This is a genomic window from Phenylobacterium sp. (genome assembly GCF_041691455.1).
Taxonomy (GTDB): Bacteria; Pseudomonadota; Alphaproteobacteria; order Caulobacterales; family Caulobacteraceae; genus Phenylobacterium.
This window is the reverse complement of record NZ_JBEPUO010000003.1, coordinates 249,383-265,989: the sequence shown is the minus strand read 5'-3', so window position 1 is coordinate 265,989 and position 16,607 is coordinate 249,383. Positions and strand designations below refer to the sequence as shown.

The window sequence follows — 16,607 nt, the reverse complement described above, 5'->3', positions numbered from 1 at the left end:
AAATGACTAGTTCCGCCCGCAAGAGTTCCAAGGACGCGCCTGTCGACGTCTCGATCATCGTCTGCACGAAGGACCGCGGCCCCGAGCTGAAAGAGGTTCTCGCGCGCCTCGGCCGCGTGCGGATCCCGAAGGGATGGCGGGTCGAGCTCCTGATGATGGACAACGGCTCGACGGACGACACCAAGGCCATTGTCGAGACCGCGGACCTGCCCAACCTTGAGGTCCGCTACGTCTATGCGCCTGAAGGCGGCAAGGTTCAGGCCTTCAACACCGGCGTGGCGATGAGCACCGGCCGCGCGCTTTTAATGACCGATGACGACGTCCATGTGCCGCCGGACTGGATCGAGGGCATGTGTGGGCCGATCCTTTCGGACAAGGCCGACGCCGTGCAGGGCGGCATCCGCATCGCGCCGCACCTCGAGCGTCCCTGGCTGACCGGTGTCCTGCGCTTTTGGGTCGCCTCGGTCGAAGACCCCGACCACCCGCCCGAGGGCCTGGTCGGCGCCAACATGGCCTGCCGGCGCTCGGCGCTGGAGTCGATCGCCCTGCCGGACGTGCGGCTGGGCCCGGGCGCGGCGGGCTTCTTCGAGGACACGGTGATGGGCTGGGAGCTGGAACGCGCCGGCTACCGCAAGATCTTCCTGCCGGCCGTGGCGGTGGAGCACCATTTCCGCCTCGACCGCCTGACCATCCGCGGGTTCATGGCCTCGGCGCGGCGGATGGCCGTGGCTCGGGTGATCGTCGATGGCGACCGCGATCCGCCGCCGCCGGCCCCCTCGGTGAGGGCGCTGATCCCGCAGCTTCCGGGTCTGGCGGCCCGCAGCCTGACGCAGCTCGTGCGGCTGGTCATCGCCCGCCAGCCCGACGCGGGGTTCATGGCCCGCTACTATAGGCTTCTGCTGTGGCAGGAGCAGCGCCGCGCCGCGGCGGCGCGCGCGCAGGCCGCCGGAAGCCTCAGACCGGCTCGGTGACGCGCTGGACGAGGCCCGCGGAGATCATCTCCTCGAAATAGACGATCGTCTTCTTCAGGCCTTCGGTGAGCGCGACCCGCGGCGCCCAGCCCAGGACGGCCTTGGCCTGGGAGATGTCCGGGCAACGCTGCTTCGGATCGTCCTGCGGCAGCGGCCGGTTGACGATCTCGGATCGCGAATTGGTGAGCGCGATGACCTGGGTGGCCAGCTCGGCGATGGTGAATTCGCCGGGGTTGCCGAGGTTCATCGGCCCCGAGACGTCCGGCGCGGTGTTCATCAGCCGGACCACGCCGTCCACCAGGTCGTCGACATAGCAGAACGAGCGGGTCTGCTGGCCTTCCCCGAAGATGGTGATCGGCCGGTTGGTCAGGGCCTGGACGATGAAGCTGGAGACGACGCGGCCGTCGTTGGGATGGGTGCGCGGGCCGTAGGTGTTGAAGAACCGGGCGACCTTGATCTCCATCGCATGCTGGCGCTGGTAGTCGAAGAACAGGGTCTCGGCGCAGCGCTTGCCTTCGTCGTAGCAGGATCGCGGTCCGATCGGATTGACGTTGCCCCAGTAGTCCTCGGTCTGCGGATGGACGCTGGGGTCGCCGTAGACCTCGCTGGTGGAGGCCTGGAAAATCTTGGCGCGGGTGCGCTTAGCCAGGCCCAGCATGTTGATCGCGCCGAGCACGCTGGTCTTGGTGGTCTGCACGGGGTTCCGCTGATAGTGGATCGGCGAGGCCGGGCAGGCGAGGTTGTAGATCTCGTCGACCTCGACAAACAGCGGCTGGCAGACGTCGTGCCGCATCAGCTCGAAGTGCTTTTCGCCGATCAGGTGCTCGATGTTGCGCCGGGTGCCCGTGTAGAAATTGTCGACGCAGAGGACCTGGCAACCGTCGGCCAGCAGCCGCTCGGCCAGGTGCGACCCGAGAAAACCGGCTCCGCCGGTGATGAGGACCCGCCGCTCAAGATGCATTTTTCCAGCCGCTCCGACCCGTGGTCCGTGGACTCTAGTCATCCGCCGATTGGGTTCGAACCCCGTTAACGGCGCGGCGGCGGATAGGAAATCGAAACCATCCTCACGGCAAAGCCTATTTCCTCGCGCGAATTCCCGCCGCGATGCTAGCGCCCGGGCCGGTTGCGTGCTGAAAGCGCCTCCGGCGCGCACTACGGAGTTTGCTTCATGCACGTTGCGATGATCGGGACGGGCTACGTGGGCCTCGTCAGCGGCGCCTGTTTCGCCGACTTCGGGCACACGGTGACCTGCATCGACAAGGATGCGTCGAAGATCGAACGCCTGCAGACCGGCGGCATCCCGATCTATGAGCCGGGCCTGGACCTGCTGGTCGCCCAGAACGTCAAGGCGGGACGCCTCTTCTTCTCCACCGACGCCAGCCAGGCGGTGCGCGAGGCCGACGCGGTGTTCATCGCGGTGGGCACGCCCTCGCGGCGCGGCGACGGCCACGCGGACCTCTCCTACGTCTACGCCGCGGCGGAGGAAGTCGCGGCCTTCCTCGACGGCTTCACCGTGGTGGTCACCAAGTCCACCGTCCCGGTCGGCACCGGCGACGAGATCGAGGCGATCATGAAGCGCGTGCGGCCGGACGCCGACCTCGCCGTGGTCTCCAACCCGGAGTTCCTGCGCGAGGGCGCGGCCATCGAGGACTTCAAGCGCCCCGACCGCGTGGTGGTCGGCACCACCGACCTGCGCGCCCAGGCGCTGATGCGCGAGCTCTACCGGCCGCTCTATCTGAACGAGACGCCGATCGTCTTCACCAACCGGCGGACCAGCGAGCTGATCAAATACGCCGCCAACGCCTTCCTCGCGATGAAGATCACCTTCATCAACGAGATGGCGACCCTGTGCGAGGCGGTTGACGCCGACGTGCAGCAGGTGGCGCGCGGCATCGGCCTCGACAAGCGGATCGGCAACAAGTTCCTGAACGCCGGCCCCGGTTACGGCGGTTCGTGCTTCCCGAAGGACACCCTGGCGCTGGTGCGCACCGCGCGCGAGGCCGGCGCGCCGGTCGAGCTGATCGAGACCACGGTCCGGATCAACGACGCGCGCAAGAAGGCCATGGCCGTCAAGGTCGGCGCCGCGATCACCGGCGACCTCAACGGCAAGACCGTCGGCGTGCTCGGCCTGACCTTCAAGCCCAACACCGACGATATGCGCGACGCCCCGGCGCTCGACATCGTGCCCGCCCTGCAGGCCCAGGGCGCCCGCGTGCAGGCCTTCGATCCGGAGGGCGGCCACGAGGCCCGCCAGCTGCTCCGCGACGTGGATTTCAAGGACGACCCCTATGGCGCGGCCGAGGGCGCCGATGTCCTGGTGATCATCACCGAATGGGACCAGTTCCGGGCGCTCGACCTCGACCGCATCAAGCTCCTGATGAAGGCGCCGGTGCTGGTCGACCTGCGCAACATCTACAAGCCCGACGACATGCGCGCCCGCGGCTTCGCCTACACCAGCGTCGGCCGGCCCCCGGCCTGACGCCTGTCGCCTAGAACGGCCGGGATAAGGGGTTGTTCGCGCGGCGCCAGGTCCACGCCATAGCGCGGCCGGAATCGGCCGGCGATCTCAATTCTCCGCCGGCGGAACGCCCGCCCGCGGGACCTCGGACGACTCAGAAGCCCCAGACGCCCATCTGCAGCAGGACCTGTCCGATCCAGACGGCGCCGGCCCAGAAGGCCAGTCCAAGTAGGGCGACGAACGCCAGGCATGCAACGGAGCTTGCGCCCCGGCCCAGCGGCCGCGCCGCACCTCCAAAAGCGAGGTGGCGAGCCATGTATCCTCCCAACAATCTCTTCGTCGGCGCCGGTCGAGCGGCGCAGAGGATTACGAGATTGTCATAATCCTTAGCGCTTGGGTAGGGTTGCTGATGGTGAAGACGCCAAAGACGACGAGGCCGGCGGTGACCAGCGCGCCCAGGGCGAACACTTGGCCCATGCCGAGGCGGGGGGTGGGGCCGGGCCGAGTCACGTCCTTCAGGCTGCGGCCTTTTTCACCGCGCCGGCGATCTCCTTGACCACCTGGGAGACCAGCTTCTCGTCGTCGCCCTCAGCCATGATGCGAATCAGCGGCTCGGTGCCCGAGGCCCGGACCAGCAGGCGGCCGGAGCCGTTCAGGCGTTGCTCCGCGTCGGCGATCGCGCCCTTCACGTCGGCGTCCTCGAGCGGCTTGCCGGCTCCGAAGCGGACGTTTTCCAGCTTCTGCGGCACGGGTTCGAACTGGCGGGCGAGCGCGCTCATCGGCTTGTCGCTCTCCTTCAGCACCGCCAGCACCTGCAGGGCGGCCAGCAGACCGTCGCCGGTGGTGGAGAAGTCCGACAGGATGAGGTGGCCCGACTGTTCGCCGCCGAGGTTGAAGTCGCCCTGGCGCATGCGGGCCATGACGTAGCGGTCGCCGACCTGGGTGCGCTCCAGCTTCAGGTTCCGCGCCGCCAGGAACCGCTCGAGCCCGAGGTTCGACATCACCGTCGCCACCACACCGCCGCCGCGCAGGCGCTCGCGGCGCGCCCAGTCGGCGGCGATCAGCGCCATGATCTGGTCCCCGTCGATCACCTGGGCCTTCTCGTCGCAGACCACCAGCCGGTCGGCGTCGCCGTCGAGCGCGATGCCGATGTCGGCGCGGTATTCCTTGACCGCGCGCTGCATGGCCGCCGGATAGGTCGAGCCGCACTCCTCGTTGATGTTGGTGCCGTTGGGCTCGACGCCCACCTTGATCACCTCGGCGCCCAGCTCATAGAGCACGACGGGGGCGACCTTGTAGGCCGCGCCATTGGCGCAATCGATGACGACGCGCAGCCCGGACAGGCTGAGCCGGCGCGGGAATGTCGCCTTGGCGATTTCCACATAGCGGGCCTGGGAATCCTCGACGCGGGCGACGCGGCCGAGCGCGGTCGGCGGCGCGAGGCCATCGGCCAGGCCCTGGTCCATCAGGGCTTCGATCTCCACCTCGCGCTCGTCGGAGAGCTTGTAGCCGTCCGGGCCGAACAGCTTGATGCCGTTGTCGATGTAGGCGTTGTGCGAGGCCGAGATCATCACGCCCAGGTCGGCGCGCAGCGAACGGGTCATCATCGCCACGCCCGGCGTCGGGATCGGGCCCAGCAGGCGCACGTCCATGCCGACGCTGGCGAAGCCGGCCACCAGGGCGGGCTCGATCATGTAGCCCGACAGCCGCGTGTCCTTGCCGATCACCACCAGGTGGCGGCGGTCATCCTTGGACATGAAGATCTTGCCGGCGGCCATGCCCACCCGCAGGGCCACCTCCGCCGTCATGGGGTGGCGGTTGGCTTCGCCGCGGATGCCGTCGGTGCCGAAATAGGCGCGCTTGCTCATCTACCGCTCTCGAAACGATCCGAAACCCAGATTTAGTCGACGTGCTCTTGGCGGATGGTAAAGCCGCAATCTCGCGGCCCCGCGACGGGACTATCACAAAAGGACGCCATACCCCATGTGCGGCATCATCGGCATCGTCGGGCGAAGCTCCGTACAGGAACGTCTGATCGATAGCCTGAAGCGCCTGGAATACCGGGGCTATGATTCGGCCGGGGTGGCGGGCGTCGTCGACGGCCACGTGCAGCGCCGCCGGGCGGCCGGCAAGATCAAGGCGCTGGAAGAAGTCCTGGCCGCCGATCCGCTGAACGCCACCGTCGGCATCGGCCATACCCGCTGGGCGACCCATGGCGGGCCCTCGACGCGCAACGCCCACCCGCACACCGCCGGACGCGTCACCCTGGTGCACAACGGCATCATCGAGAACTACGCCGAATTGCGCGACATGCTGAAGACCAAGGGCCGCACCTTCGAGAGCGAGACCGACACCGAGGTGATCGCCGCCCTGATCGACTTCGAACTCGAGTCCGGCAAGCCGCCCCTCGAAGCCCTGAAGGCCGCGCTCGACCAGCTCACCGGCGCCTACGCCATCGGCGTGCTGATCGACGGCGAGGACGACCTGGTGATGGGCGCGCGCAAGGGCAGCCCCCTGGTGGTGGGCTATGGCCAGGGCGAGATGTTCATCGGCTCCGACGCGCTGGCGGTCGGGCCCTTCACCAACCGGATCGCCTATCTGGAAGAAGGCGACTACGTCGCCATCGACCACGACATCGCCCGCATCTTCGACGCCCAGGGCAAGGCCGTCCGGCGCGAGGTCCGCACGGTCTCGGCCTCGGCCGCGCTCGTCGAGAAGGGCAACTACCGGCACTTCATGGAAAAGGAGATCCATGACCAGCCGGAGGGCTGCCAGCGCACCATCGCGGCCTATGTGGACACCCTGACCGAGCGTACGGCCATGCCGGGCGGCGTCGACTTCGCTAAGCTGGAGCGCATCCAGATCGTCGCCTGCGGCACCTCCTATATCGCCGGCCTGCTCGGCAAATACCTGATCGAGCAGCTCGCCGACCTGCCGGTGGATGTCGAGATCGCGTCTGAGTTCCGCTACCGGGGACCGGCGCTGCGGTCCGGCGCGCTGGCCATCGCCATGTCGCAGTCCGGCGAGACCGCCGACACGCTCGCGGCGCTCCGCTACTGCCAGGCCAAGGGGATGCAGAGCGCCGCAGTGGTCAACGCGACGGAGTCCACCATGGCCCGCGAGGTCGATGTGGTCTGGCCGATCCACTGCGGGCCGGAGATCGGCGTCGCCTCGACCAAGGCCTTCACCGCCCAGATCGCCGTGCTGACGGCGCTCGCCATCGCCGCGGCGCGGGCGCGCGGCAAGATCGACGAGGCGGAAGAGAAGCGGCTCGTCCATATCCTGCTGGGCGCGCCCCGGCTGATCGCCGAATCGATCCAGCTGGAAGACGCCGTGAAGGCGGTGGCCGCGGAGATCTCGAAGGCCCGCGACGTCCTCTATCTCGGCCGGGGTCCGATGTATCCGCTGGCGCTCGAAGGCGCCCTGAAGCTGAAGGAGATCAGCTATATCCACGCCGAGGGCTATGCGGCGGGCGAGCTGAAGCACGGTCCCATCGCGCTCGTCGACGAGCAGACGCCGGTGGTCATCCTGGCCCCCTTCGACAGCTATTTCGAGAAGTCGGCCTCGAACATGAGCGAGGTCATGGCCCGCGGCGGCCAGGTGGTGTTCATCACCGATCCCGAGGGCGAGCGGCATGCGCCGGCCGGCGCCCGCGTCGTCGTCACCGCCCCGCGCTGCGACCCGCTGATCGCGCCCCTGGTGATGGCCGCGCCGATCCAGCTGCTGGCCTACTATGTCGCCGTCCAGAAGGGCGCCGATGTCGACCAGCCGCGCAATCTCGCGAAATCGGTGACGGTCGAGTAGCGCTCAGCGTCCGCCCAGACGGCGGCGCCAAAGGAAACGGCCGCCCCCGTGAGGGAGCGGCCGCGCCTAGTCCAGACCCAGAAGAGGGCCGAAACGTCTTACTTCTTGGTCGTGGTCGTCGTGGTGGACGACATCGAGCTCGTCGCGGGCGGGGTGGCCGCCGCGGGAGCCGCAGCCGCCGGAGCCGCCGCAGCGTCCGCCGGAGGAGTCGTGGTGGTGGTGGTGGTCGCCGAGGCGTCAGCCGCGGGAGCCGCAGCCGCCGGAGCCGCCGAATCGGTCGCGGTGGTGGTCGTGGTGGCCGTGTCGTCGGCCTTCTTTTGGCAAGCCGACAGGCTCAGGGCCAGACCGGCCGCGACGGCGACGGAAGTGATGATACGCATTTTCATGGAATTGCTCCCCTGGAGGACTATGGAGGACGATCCCCCGACAATGGGCGACTCTTACACGGCTTCGTGAGTTCCCGAAATCGTGATCGTGCGTCCGGCGTGCTTTTTCGTCGCACTGGCGATGGATTTCAAGCCCCGCGTCATCTAGCACCCCCTTTATCAGGCAGGCGGAGAAGTCGATGAGCAAGCGTGTTCGCAAGGCGGTTCTGCCGGTGGCAGGAATGGGGACCCGGGTCCTGCCCGGCGCCAAGACGACGCCCAAGAACCTGCTGAACGTTGTCGACCGGCCGATCCTTTCCTACGTCGTGGAGGAGGCCCGCGCCGCCGGCATCGAGCACTTCGTGTTCATCGTCGGCCGCGGCCAGGGCGCCATCGAGGACTATTTCGACTCCAGCCCCGAGATCGAGCAGGCGCTGGAGGCCAAGGGCAAGACCGAGATCCTCGCCGACCTGCGCCGCGACCTGCCGAAACCCGGCGAGATGAGCTTCATCCGCCAGATGGCGCCCCTGGGTCTTGGCCACGCGGTGTGGTGCGCCCGCGACGTGATCGGCGACGAGCCGTTTGCGGTCATGCTGCCCGACATGCTGATGGCGGCCGACCGTTCGGCGCTGGCCCAGACGGTGGACGCCTACGAAAAGGTCGGCGGCAACGTCGTCGTCGTCGAGCCCGCGCCGGAAGGTGAGACGCACAAGTACGGCATCGTGGCGCTCGACGGCCCAAATACCGGGGAGCGGGGCCGGCTGAACCGCATGACCGGCATGGTCGAGAAGCCGCCGCTCGGGACCGAGCCCTCGAACCTGTTCATCTCCGGCCGCTACATCCTGCAGCCCGAGATCTTCAACATCCTGGAGACCCAGGAGCGCGGGGCCGGCGGCGAGATCCAGCTCACCGACGGCATGTTCAACCTCATGAAGATCCAGGACTTCCACGCCCTGGAGTACGAGGGGACCACCTACGACTGCGGCGACAAGATCGGCCTCCTGCGGGCCAACGTCGCCTTCGCGCTGCGCCGTCCCGATCTCGCCGACGAGGCCCGGGCGGCGATTCGGGCGCTGCTCTAGCGGACGCCTTCACCGGGCTGTCGCACGGGCGGCCCAGTCAAGGGGCGGGCGGTTGACGCAGAATCGATTCGCGAACCGGGGTTCCCTGCGCTAGCCGTTCGGTGGGGGACAGCGACGGAGCAGCCCATGCGCGTTCTGATCCTCGGCGGCGACGGTTTCTGCGGCTGGCCCACCGCCCTGCACCTCTCCGCCCGCGGCCACGAGGTCGCTATCGTCGACGACGGCTCGCGCCGGGCCATCGACGAGGAGCTCGGCGTGGGCTCGCTCACCCCCATCGCGCCGCTCGACGTCCGGCTTTCCGCCTGGCGCGAGGTCTCCGGCCGCGCCATCCCATCCTTCGAGTTCACGGTCGGCCAGGATTTCGACGCCCTGGTGGCGCTGTTGAAGGGCTTCCGTCCCGACGCGGTCGTACACTTCGCTGAGCAGCGGGCCGCGCCCTATTCGATGAAGTCGGCCCGCCACAAGCGCTACACCATGGCCGCCAACGTGGGGGCGACCCACGATGTGCTGGCCGCCATCGTCGAGAGCGGGCTCGACATCCACCTGGCGCACCTGGGGACCATGGGGGTCTACGGCTACGGCTCGGCGGGCGTGGCGATCCCGGAGGGCTATCTGACCGTGCAGGTCGAGACCGCGCAGGGCTGGGCGCCGCGCGAGATCCTCTATCCGGCCCAGCCGGGCTCGATCTACCACCTGACCAAGACCCAGGACGCGCTCGCCTTCCAGTTCTATGCGCGCAACGACGGCCTGCGGATCACCGACCTGCACCAGGGCATCGTCTGGGGCGCCCAGACCGCCGAGACCCGCGCCGATCCGCGGCTGATCAACCGCTTCGACTACGACGGCGACTACGGCACGGTGCTAAACCGCTTCCTGATGCAGGCCGCCGTCGGCTATCCGCTGACCGTGCACGGCTCCGGCGGCCAGACCCGGGCCTTCATCAACATCCAGGACACCGTGCGCTGTGTCGAACTGGCGCTCGCCAATCCGCCCGCGCGGGGCGAACGTGTGAAGGTGATGAACCAGATGACCGAATGCTGGCGGGTGCGCGAGCTCGCCCAGATCGTGGCCCGGCTGACCGGCGCCCAGATCGCCTGCGTGCCCAATCCGCGCGAGGAGGCCGAGGAGAACGACCTCGACGTCGACAACGGCCGCCTGCTGGCGCTCGGCCTCGACCCGATCACGCTCAAGGACGGGCTGCTGCTGGAGATCGCCGAGGTCGCCCGCCGCTACGCCCATCGCGCCGACCTCTCGAAGATTCCCAGCGTCTCCTGCTGGAACGCGGGGCGCGCGGCGGCCGCGACGGCCGGAGCCGCGTTGCAGGCGGCGGAATAGGGGTTGCGGCTGTTCGTCTTCGGCTATGGCTATTCGGGCCGCGCGCTGGCCCGCCGGCTGATCCCCAAGGGGTGGCAGGTCGCCGCCGGGGTCCGCGATCCGGCCGACGCCGGGCGGCTGGAGGCCGATGGCGTCACCGCGATCCCCCTGGCCGACCGCGGCCGCCTGGCCGAGGCGCTGGCGCAGACTCAAGCCCTGCTGATCACCGCCCCGCCCGACGCCGGCGGCTGCCCCGGCCTGCAGGCGCTGGTCCCGGCGCTCGCGTCGGCCAACGCCTTCCCGGACTGGATCGGCTACCTTTCCACCACCGGGGTCTACGGCGACCGCCACGGCGGTTGGGTGTTCGAGCAGAGCCGGCTCGCGGCGCAGTCGGTCGAGGGCGCGCGCCGGGTCGGCGCCGAGCGCGACTGGCTGGAGGTCGGCCGCGGCATGGGCCTGACGGTGGCGGTCTTCCGCCTGCCCGGCCTCTACGGTCCCGGCCGCTCGGCCTTCGACCGCCTGCGGGCCGGGACGGCGCGGCGCATCCTGGCGCCCGCGCAGGTGTTCTCGCGCCTCCACGTGGACGATCTGGCCGCGGGTCTGGAGGCCTCGATCGCCCGGCCGCGCGCCGGGGCGGCCTACAACCTCTGCGACGACCAGCCGGCGCCGAACGGCGACGTCATCGCCCACGCCGCCCACCTGCTGGGCCTCGCCCCGCCGCCGGAAGTCCCGCTGGCCGACGCCGAGCTCTCGCCGGCCGCCCTGCGCTTCTACGGGGAGAGCAAACGGGTCTCCAACGCCCGCGCCAAGGCCGAGCTGGGCTGGCGGCCGGCCTATCCGACCTATCGGGAAGGCCTGAGCGCCGTGCTGTCGGCGGGCGGCTAGGTGCGCCGGTAGATCGTCAGCCGGTCGCGGATGCGCGGGAACTGCGGAAGCTCGACGACGGCCTCGACCGTGAAGATCGCATCGAGCACATCGAACAGCGACGCCGTCGCGGTGCAGCCGCCCCGCCCGTCGCCGATCAGCGCCAGGCCGCGGCCCGGCCGGATCGCGACCGCCGCCCGCATCGCCCAGTCGGCGCCTTCGGTGGGCCAGGAGCAGAAGACGTCGCGCTCCGGGTATTTCACGATCGCGCCGGGCCCATCCAGCCGCTCGCTCGGCGCGTGGCGGCCGACCGAGAACTCGGACTCCTCCTCGCCCGCCGCCAGGATATCGGTGGCGATCACATCGTGACCGGCCGCCCGCAAGAGTGCGGTCCAATAGGCGCTCCCCGCCCCGATCTCGACGAGCGGGCCCAGCCGGCCAATCGCGGCGACCGCCTCCGCGCAGGGAATCGAGAAGCCCCACCGCCGGATGAAGGCGCGCCGGGCCAGGCGGATGTCCTGCCGCTCGGACTCCGCGCTGAGGCCCCCGGCGCGCAGCACGCCGGCGCTCGGCGGCGCGCCGTCGCGGATCCACTCCTCCATGCCCGCGAGCGGGCTCGAGGCGAGGGCTTCATCCTGGAGTTGGTGATAGACGACGCGCGCCTTGGCGATGGTCTCGGCATTCACGTCCATGGGCCGAGCCTAGCAAATCGGCCGGCGCGCGGCCAACCTTCGCCGCGAGGGCTTGCGCGCCGCGCTGAAGGCGGGTGGATAGGGCGGACGGGCCCGGGGGGCGCCCCGCCATGAGCAATCTCCAGCTGACGATGATCGCCGTGGCCGCGCTCCTGGCCCACCTCCTGGCGCTCGGGGTTGCAATCTGGCGGCGCCGGACCCGGCCCGCCTTCGGCCTCAACATCCTGGTCGCGGGACTGACCTTGCTCATCCTGGTCCAGGACCTGCGCTGGCTGACCGCGCCCGTCGATCTGCAGGTGGCCGGCCTCGCGGCGGTTGAAGCCCTGGCGCTGGTCCTATCGGCGCTCGCGCTCAGGGGCCGCTACCGCGCCGCGATGGTCGGCGCCTGGGTCGGCTTCGCCCTGAACTTCCTGGCGAGCGGCCTGGCCGTCCTCTTCGTCTTCGCCTTCAAGATCACCCGCCTGATCTGAGGGCCTCGTCCACCGCCGCCAGCAGCCGCGCGATGTCCTCAGGCCGCGAGAGCCGGTGGTCGCCGTCCTTGATCAGCGAAAACACCACGTCGCGGCCCTTCAACGCCTGGGCCAGCTCCAAGGCGTGGCGCCAGGGGACGTCGGGGTCCGCGCCGCCCTGCAGGATGCGCACCGGGACCTCGATCGGCACGGGCTCGGCGCCAAGGATCGACCAGCGGGCGCCGTCTTCCAGCAGGGTGCGGGTGATCGGATAGGGATCGCCGTATTCGGAGGGCCGCAGCCAGACCCCGTCGGCGGCCAGCGCCGCATGGCCGTCGGGCGGGATCTCCGGCGTCATCAGCTTTTCCGTGAAGTCCGGGGCCGGCGCGACCAGCACCATCGCCGACACCCGCTCAGGCCGCGCCATGGCCGCCAGGCAGGCGATCCAGCCGCCCATCGACGAGCCGACCAGGACCGCGGGCCCTTCGACCAGGTCGTCCAGCACCGCGAGCGCGTCTTCGCGCCAGCGGGTGATGGTCCCCTTGGATCGGAAGTCGCCGCTGGATGAGCCATGGCCGAGGTAGTCGAAACGCAGGTAGGCGCGCCCGGCGACCTTCGCCCAATCGGCCAGCGCCTGGGCCTTGGCGCCGGTCATGTCGGAGCGGAATCCGCCCAGCCAGACCACCGTCGGACCACGGCCGTCGATGCGCCGCCAGGCGATCTTCTCGCCATCGGGGCGGGCCAGTTTTCCGACGCGCTCGGTCATCACCCGACAGATAGCGCGAGGCGGCCTTTACGCCACCCCGTTTCGGGGTATGCAAGGGACGTGGCGCTTCCTTCGAACTTCACCCTATTGCAGGTTGTCCCGGAGCTTGAGACCGGCGGCGCCGAGCAGACGACGATCGACGTGGCCCGCGCGGTCATCGCGGCGGGAGGCAAGGCGCTGGTCGCCACCCGCGGCGGGCGGATGACGGCGCGCCTAGAATCCGACGGCGGGCGCCTGGCCCAGATGCCGGTGCAGTCGAAGAACCCGCTGGTCATGCTGGGCAACGCCGCACGCCTGGTGGACCTGATCCGCAGCGAGCACGTCAGCCTGGTCCACGCCCGCTCCCGCGCCCCGGCCTTCGCCGCGCTCTGGGCCGCGCGCACCACCCACACGCCGTTCGTGGCCACCTATCACGGGGTCTATAAGGCCCAGAGCAGCCTCAAGCGCTGGTACAACGCCGTCATGACCCGCGGCGACCTGGTGATCGCCAATTCCGACTACACCCGCGACCATGTGCTGGCCGAGCATCCGGTGGACCCGGACAAGGTGCTGACCATTCCGCGCGGCGTCGACCTCGACCGCTTCAACCCCTCCTGGGTCACCCCCGACCGGATCGAAGCGCTGCGCGACGGCTGGGGCATCGCGGCGGACGACCGGCGCACCCGCTTCCTGCTGGCCGGGCGGCTGACCCGCATCAAGGGTCACCTGACGATCATCGAGGCGGCGGCGCGGATGAAGGCGCAGGGGCGCGACGATTTCCTGATCCTCTTCGCCGGCGACGACCAGGGCCGCACCGGCTATGGCGAGGAGCTCGAAAAAGCGGTCGCCGAGGCGGGCCTCACCGACCGGATCCGCATCGTCGGCCATTGCGACGACATGCCGGCCGCCTACCTGCTGGCCGACATCGCTATCCTGCCGACCACGGTGCCGGAGTCCTTCGGCCGCGCCGCCGTCGAGCCGCAGGCCATGGGCCGCACGGTGATCGCCTCCAACCACGGCGGCACCACCGAGACCGTCGCCGACGGGGTCTCGGGCTGGCTGGTCCCGCCCGGCGAGCCCGTCGCCTGGGCCGCGGCCATGGTCCAGGCCATCGACCTTGGCCCCGGCAAGCGCGCCGAGATGGGCCAGGTCGGCATGAACCGCACCCGCCAGCTCTACCGCGTCGACGCCATGTGCGAGGCCACCCTGGCGGCCTACGAACGCGTCCTCGAGGCGCATCTCCCGCCGAAGGAGAAGGGCTGATGGCCCGCCGAACGGTCGAGAAGATCCTGGTGATCAAGCTCTCGGCGCTGGGCGATTTCGTACTGGCGCTGGCGGCGATGAAGAAGATCCGCCAGGCTCATCCGAAGGCCCACATCAGCCTCCTGACCACCCCGCCGTTCGAGGGTCTGGCCAAGGCCTCGCCCTATTTCAACGCGGTGTTCACCGACGGCCGGCCGGAGGGCTTCCCGCAGTGGATGGCGTTGCGCAGACGGCTGCGGTCCGCGGCCTACACCCTGGTCTACGACCTGCAGACCTCGGCCCATTCGAACCGCATCTTCCAGATCCTGCGGCCCCACCCGCCGGCCTGGTCGGGGATCGCCTTCGGCTGCTCGCTGCCGCACAGGAATCCGCTGCGCAACCAGATGCACACCCTGGAGCGCCAGGCCGACCAGCTGATGTACGCCGGCGCCTGGCCCGATGCGCCGACCGCGCCCGGCACGGCGCCGCCGCCGGATCTCTCCTGGGTGCTGGCCGCCGCGCCCGGCGAACGCCCGCCGGCCGGCGGGGTGAAGCCCAAGCCCTATGTGATGTTCGTGCCCGGCGGCTCGGCGCACCGTCCGGAGAAGCGCTGGCCGGTCGAGAAGTACGGCGAGCTCGCCCGCATCCTCTATTCGCGCGGCCTCGACATCGTGATCATCGGCGGCCCGCAGGAGGCCTCGCTCGCCCAGGCGATCCAGCGCCAGGTGCCGCGCTCGCGCGATCTCACCGGCCGGACCGATTTCGCCCGCATCGCGGTGCTGGGCGCCAAGGCGGCGCTGGCCATCGGCAACGACACCGGCCCGCTGCACCTGGCCGCCGCGGCGGGAGCGCCGACGGTGGTGCTGTTTTCCGGCGCCTCGGACCCGGCGCTGTCGGCTCCGCGCGGGCGGGTCGCGGTGCTGCAGGCCGATAAACTCTCCGAGCTGGCTGTGGCGAAAGTGGCGCAGGCCGCGGCCGCTCTGCTGCCCAGCGCCTAGACGGCGGCTTGATAGCGCCGGGTCGTCAAATCATATAGAGTCCCAGTGACCGGGACGCGGCTGCGCGTCCCGGTCGTCATGTTGAAACAATCCTAGGAGCCTCGCCTATTCGCCGTCCCATGAACGCCCCCCCCGTCAAGGACGGGCTGCGCATCAATGATGAAATCCGCGTCCCCAAGGTTCTGCTCATCGATCAGAACGGCGAGAAGCAGGGCGTGATGCCCACATCTTCCGCCATGGAAGCCGCCGAAGAGGCGGGCCTCGATCTGGTCGAGATCGTCCCCAACGCGGATCCGCCCGTCTGCAAGATCCTGGACTACGGCAAGTTCAAGTTCCAGGAGCAGAAGAAGAAGAACGAGGCGCGCAAGCGGCAAAAGGTTCAGGAAATCAAAGAGATCAAGCTCCGCCCGAACATCGACATCCACGACTACGAAGTGAAGCAGCGCTCGATGAACCGCTTCTTCGAGGAGGGCGACAAGGTGAAGGTCACCCTGCGCTTCCGCGGCCGCGAACTGGCCCACCCGGAGCTCGGCATGAAGCTCCTGCAGCGGGTCCGCGCCGACTTCGAGCCGATCGCCAAGTGCGAATACGAGCCGCGCATGGAAGGCCGGCAGATGATCATGATCCTGGCGCCGCGATAGGGACCGCGGGGTGAGCCGGACGATCTTCGGAATCCTGGGAGCGGTCGCCGTGACGGCGGCGGCTTTCGCACTTCCGGCGGCGGCCCAGACCGCCGATCCCGCGCACGACCCCTTCCCGCCGTTCAAGATCGGCGAGGGCCTCTACTATGTCGGCGCCTCGGACTATTCCTCCTACCTGATCGTCACCAAGGCCGGGCTGATCGTCATCGATGGCGGTGACGCGCCGACCGGCCATCAGGTGGTCGGCAACATCAGGACGCTCGGCTTCGACCCGGCGAACATCAAGATCCTGCTCAACACCCACGAGCACTTCGACCATGCCGCGGGCCTGGCCGAGATCAAGCGGGCCGCGCCCGGCGCGAAGTTCTACGCCAGCGCCGCCGACGGGGCGATCGTCGCCGCCGGCGGCCGAGGCGACCCGTTCCTCAAGGGCGAGCGCTTCTACTACGAGCCGGTGGAGCCCGACGTGACCTTGAAGGACGGCCAGACCGTCAGCCTCGGCGGCTGGACCCTGACCGCCCACATCACGCCCGGCCATACGCCCGGCTGCACCACCTGGACCTTCCCGGTGACGGTGGCCGGCAAGGTGCGCCAGGCGCTGGACCACTGCTCCTCCAGCGTCCTGCCGGGCTACAAGCTCGGCAAGACCGAGACCTATCCGGGCCAGACGGCGGACTACGAGAAGAGCTTCGCCACCTGGAAGAAGCTGCCGTGCGAGGTGTTCATCGCCAGCCACGGCCAGTTCTTCGACATGAAGGCCAAGAAGGCCGCCCTCGACGCCGGCAAGGCCGACGCCTTCGTGGATCCTGAGGGCTGCCGCTCGTTCTACGCCAAGGCCGAAGCCGCCTTCCGCACCGAGCTGAAGAAGCAGAACCCTTAGGGGTCCCTTCGCTTTCGGCCGTCATCGTCCGGCCTTGCGCCGGGAATCCATGAACACCGCGAACTGTGGCCCCCCGCCAACGTTGAGCGGCGAACGAGCGAA

17 protein-coding genes are annotated in these 16,607 nt (G+C 69.4%); 11 read left to right on the top strand and 6 right to left on the bottom strand.

What is annotated here, in order from left to right; translation table 11 throughout:
* The first annotated feature begins 2 nt into the window (after positions 1 to 2).
* Entirely contained in the window at positions 3 to 971 is a 969-nt protein-coding gene (locus ACESMY_RS07770; RefSeq protein ID WP_372783908.1) for a glycosyltransferase family 2 protein, read from the top strand.
* Here the strand turns inward: ACESMY_RS07770 and ACESMY_RS07765 are convergent.
* A complete protein-coding gene (locus tag ACESMY_RS07765; protein WP_372783906.1) occupies positions 955 to 1,932 on the bottom strand; it encodes a UDP-glucuronic acid decarboxylase family protein in 978 nt (325 codons plus the stop codon). The genes ACESMY_RS07770 and ACESMY_RS07765 overlap by 17 nt on opposite strands.
* 207 nt (positions 1,933 to 2,139) lie before the next feature.
* Here ACESMY_RS07765 and ACESMY_RS07760 point away from each other — a divergent pair, with 207 nt between their 5' ends.
* Positions 2,140 to 3,450, top strand: a complete 1,311-nt coding sequence (locus ACESMY_RS07760; protein WP_372783904.1) for a UDP-glucose/GDP-mannose dehydrogenase family protein — start codon at positions 2,140 to 2,142, stop codon at positions 3,448 to 3,450.
* A gap of 133 nt (positions 3,451 to 3,583) precedes the next feature.
* Here the strand turns inward: ACESMY_RS07760 and ACESMY_RS07755 are convergent, their stop codons facing one another.
* On the bottom strand, positions 3,584 to 3,745 hold the full coding sequence (locus ACESMY_RS07755) for a hypothetical protein (protein WP_372783902.1): 162 nt from the start codon (positions 3,743 to 3,745) through the stop codon (positions 3,584 to 3,586).
* A gap of 199 nt (positions 3,746 to 3,944) precedes the next feature.
* Positions 3,945 to 5,297, bottom strand: coding sequence for a phosphoglucosamine mutase (glmM, locus tag ACESMY_RS07750; RefSeq protein WP_372783900.1), 1,353 nt, complete (start codon positions 5,295 to 5,297; stop codon positions 3,945 to 3,947).
* Between the two features lie 115 nt (positions 5,298 to 5,412).
* On the opposite strand from glmM, the gene glmS reads away from it, so the two are divergent.
* Positions 5,413 to 7,233 (top strand): glutamine--fructose-6-phosphate transaminase (isomerizing), encoded by a 1,821-nt coding sequence (glmS, locus tag ACESMY_RS07745; protein WP_372783898.1) that lies wholly within the window; start codon positions 5,413 to 5,415, stop codon positions 7,231 to 7,233.
* Positions 7,234 to 7,331: 98 nt separating this feature from the next.
* On the opposite strand, the gene ACESMY_RS07740 is transcribed toward glmS, so the two are convergent.
* Positions 7,332 to 7,619 (bottom strand): hypothetical protein, encoded by a 288-nt coding sequence (locus tag ACESMY_RS07740; protein WP_372783896.1) that lies wholly within the window; start codon positions 7,617 to 7,619, stop codon positions 7,332 to 7,334.
* 179 nt (positions 7,620 to 7,798) lie between these two features.
* Between ACESMY_RS07740 and ACESMY_RS07735 the strand changes: the two genes are divergently transcribed.
* The 3 genes from ACESMY_RS07735 (at position 7,799) to ACESMY_RS07725 (ending at position 10,879) form a co-directional block, all read left to right on the top strand.
* Complete coding sequence (locus ACESMY_RS07735; RefSeq protein WP_372783894.1) at positions 7,799 to 8,680, top strand: UTP--glucose-1-phosphate uridylyltransferase; 882 nt, start codon at positions 7,799 to 7,801, stop codon at positions 8,678 to 8,680.
* A 126-nt stretch (positions 8,681 to 8,806) separates the two neighbouring features.
* Positions 8,807 to 10,015 (top strand): NAD-dependent epimerase/dehydratase family protein, encoded by a 1,209-nt coding sequence (locus tag ACESMY_RS07730; protein ID WP_372783892.1) that lies wholly within the window; start codon positions 8,807 to 8,809, stop codon positions 10,013 to 10,015.
* 3 nt (positions 10,016 to 10,018) lie between these two features.
* Entirely contained in the window at positions 10,019 to 10,879 is an 861-nt protein-coding gene (locus tag ACESMY_RS07725) for an SDR family oxidoreductase (protein ID WP_372783890.1), read from the top strand.
* Here ACESMY_RS07725 and ACESMY_RS07720 read toward each other — a convergent pair.
* Positions 10,876 to 11,550, bottom strand: coding sequence for a hypothetical protein (locus ACESMY_RS07720; protein ID WP_372783888.1), 675 nt, complete (start codon positions 11,548 to 11,550; stop codon positions 10,876 to 10,878). The two genes, ACESMY_RS07725 and ACESMY_RS07720, sit on opposite strands and share 4 nt — an antisense overlap.
* Positions 11,551 to 11,660: 110 nt before the next feature.
* On the opposite strand from ACESMY_RS07720, the gene ACESMY_RS07715 reads away from it, so the two are divergent.
* A complete protein-coding gene (locus ACESMY_RS07715) occupies positions 11,661 to 12,020 on the top strand; it encodes a hypothetical protein (RefSeq protein WP_372783886.1) in 360 nt (119 codons plus the stop codon).
* On the opposite strand, the gene ACESMY_RS07710 is transcribed toward ACESMY_RS07715, so the two are convergent.
* Positions 12,004 to 12,765 (bottom strand): alpha/beta fold hydrolase, encoded by a 762-nt coding sequence (locus ACESMY_RS07710; protein WP_372783884.1) that lies wholly within the window; start codon positions 12,763 to 12,765, stop codon positions 12,004 to 12,006. The genes ACESMY_RS07715 and ACESMY_RS07710 overlap by 17 nt on opposite strands.
* Before the next feature lie 60 nt (positions 12,766 to 12,825).
* Here ACESMY_RS07710 and ACESMY_RS07705 point away from each other — a divergent pair, with 60 nt between their 5' ends.
* From ACESMY_RS07705 to bla, 4 genes are all read left to right on the top strand, one after another.
* Entirely contained in the window at positions 12,826 to 14,007 is a 1,182-nt protein-coding gene (locus tag ACESMY_RS07705; protein ID WP_372783882.1) for a glycosyltransferase family 4 protein, read from the top strand.
* Complete coding sequence (locus ACESMY_RS07700) at positions 14,007 to 14,984, top strand: glycosyltransferase family 9 protein (protein WP_372783880.1); 978 nt, start codon at positions 14,007 to 14,009, stop codon at positions 14,982 to 14,984. Before ACESMY_RS07705 ends, ACESMY_RS07700 begins: the two co-directional genes overlap by 1 nt.
* Before the next feature lie 119 nt (positions 14,985 to 15,103).
* The gene (infC, locus tag ACESMY_RS07695) at positions 15,104 to 15,625 is read left to right on the top strand and encodes a translation initiation factor IF-3 (RefSeq protein ID WP_324358005.1); all 522 of its coding nucleotides are present in this window, start codon (positions 15,104 to 15,106) and stop codon (positions 15,623 to 15,625) included.
* A gap of 10 nt (positions 15,626 to 15,635) precedes the next feature.
* Positions 15,636 to 16,505 carry a subclass B3 metallo-beta-lactamase gene (gene bla / locus ACESMY_RS07690; RefSeq protein WP_372783878.1) on the top strand — a complete coding sequence of 290 codons (870 nt, stop codon included), beginning with the start codon at positions 15,636 to 15,638 and terminating at the stop codon, positions 16,503 to 16,505.
* The last annotated feature ends 102 nt before the right edge of the window (positions 16,506 to 16,607 follow it).

What these genes read in the sequence shown, in the direction of transcription:
- ACESMY_RS07730 (WP_372783892.1), top strand. Translation starts at nt 8,807, where the DNA reads ATGCGCGTTCTGATCCTCGGCGGCGACGGTTTCTGCGGCTGGCCCACC.
- glmM (WP_372783900.1), bottom strand. Translation starts at nt 5,297, where the DNA reads ATGAGCAAGCGCGCCTATTTCGGCACCGACGGCATCCGCGGCGAAGCC.
- ACESMY_RS07720 (WP_372783888.1), bottom strand. Translation starts at nt 11,550, where the DNA reads ATGGACGTGAATGCCGAGACCATCGCCAAGGCGCGCGTCGTCTATCAC.
- ACESMY_RS07760 (WP_372783904.1), top strand. Translation starts at nt 2,140, where the DNA reads ATGCACGTTGCGATGATCGGGACGGGCTACGTGGGCCTCGTCAGCGGC.
- ACESMY_RS07710 (WP_372783884.1), bottom strand. Translation starts at nt 12,765, where the DNA reads ATGACCGAGCGCGTCGGAAAACTGGCCCGCCCCGATGGCGAGAAGATC.
- glmS (WP_372783898.1), top strand. Translation starts at nt 5,413, where the DNA reads ATGTGCGGCATCATCGGCATCGTCGGGCGAAGCTCCGTACAGGAACGT.
- ACESMY_RS07715 (WP_372783886.1), top strand. Translation starts at nt 11,661, where the DNA reads ATGAGCAATCTCCAGCTGACGATGATCGCCGTGGCCGCGCTCCTGGCC.
- ACESMY_RS07735 (WP_372783894.1), top strand. Translation starts at nt 7,799, where the DNA reads ATGAGCAAGCGTGTTCGCAAGGCGGTTCTGCCGGTGGCAGGAATGGGG.
- infC (WP_324358005.1), top strand. Translation starts at nt 15,104, where the DNA reads ATGAACGCCCCCCCCGTCAAGGACGGGCTGCGCATCAATGATGAAATC.
- ACESMY_RS07740 (WP_372783896.1), bottom strand. Translation starts at nt 7,619, where the DNA reads ATGAAAATGCGTATCATCACTTCCGTCGCCGTCGCGGCCGGTCTGGCC.
- ACESMY_RS07770 (WP_372783908.1), top strand. Translation starts at nt 3, where the DNA reads ATGACTAGTTCCGCCCGCAAGAGTTCCAAGGACGCGCCTGTCGACGTC.
- ACESMY_RS07700 (WP_372783880.1), top strand. Translation starts at nt 14,007, where the DNA reads ATGGCCCGCCGAACGGTCGAGAAGATCCTGGTGATCAAGCTCTCGGCG.
- ACESMY_RS07765 (WP_372783906.1), bottom strand. Translation starts at nt 1,932, where the DNA reads ATGCATCTTGAGCGGCGGGTCCTCATCACCGGCGGAGCCGGTTTTCTC.
- ACESMY_RS07755 (WP_372783902.1), bottom strand. Translation starts at nt 3,745, where the DNA reads ATGGCTCGCCACCTCGCTTTTGGAGGTGCGGCGCGGCCGCTGGGCCGG.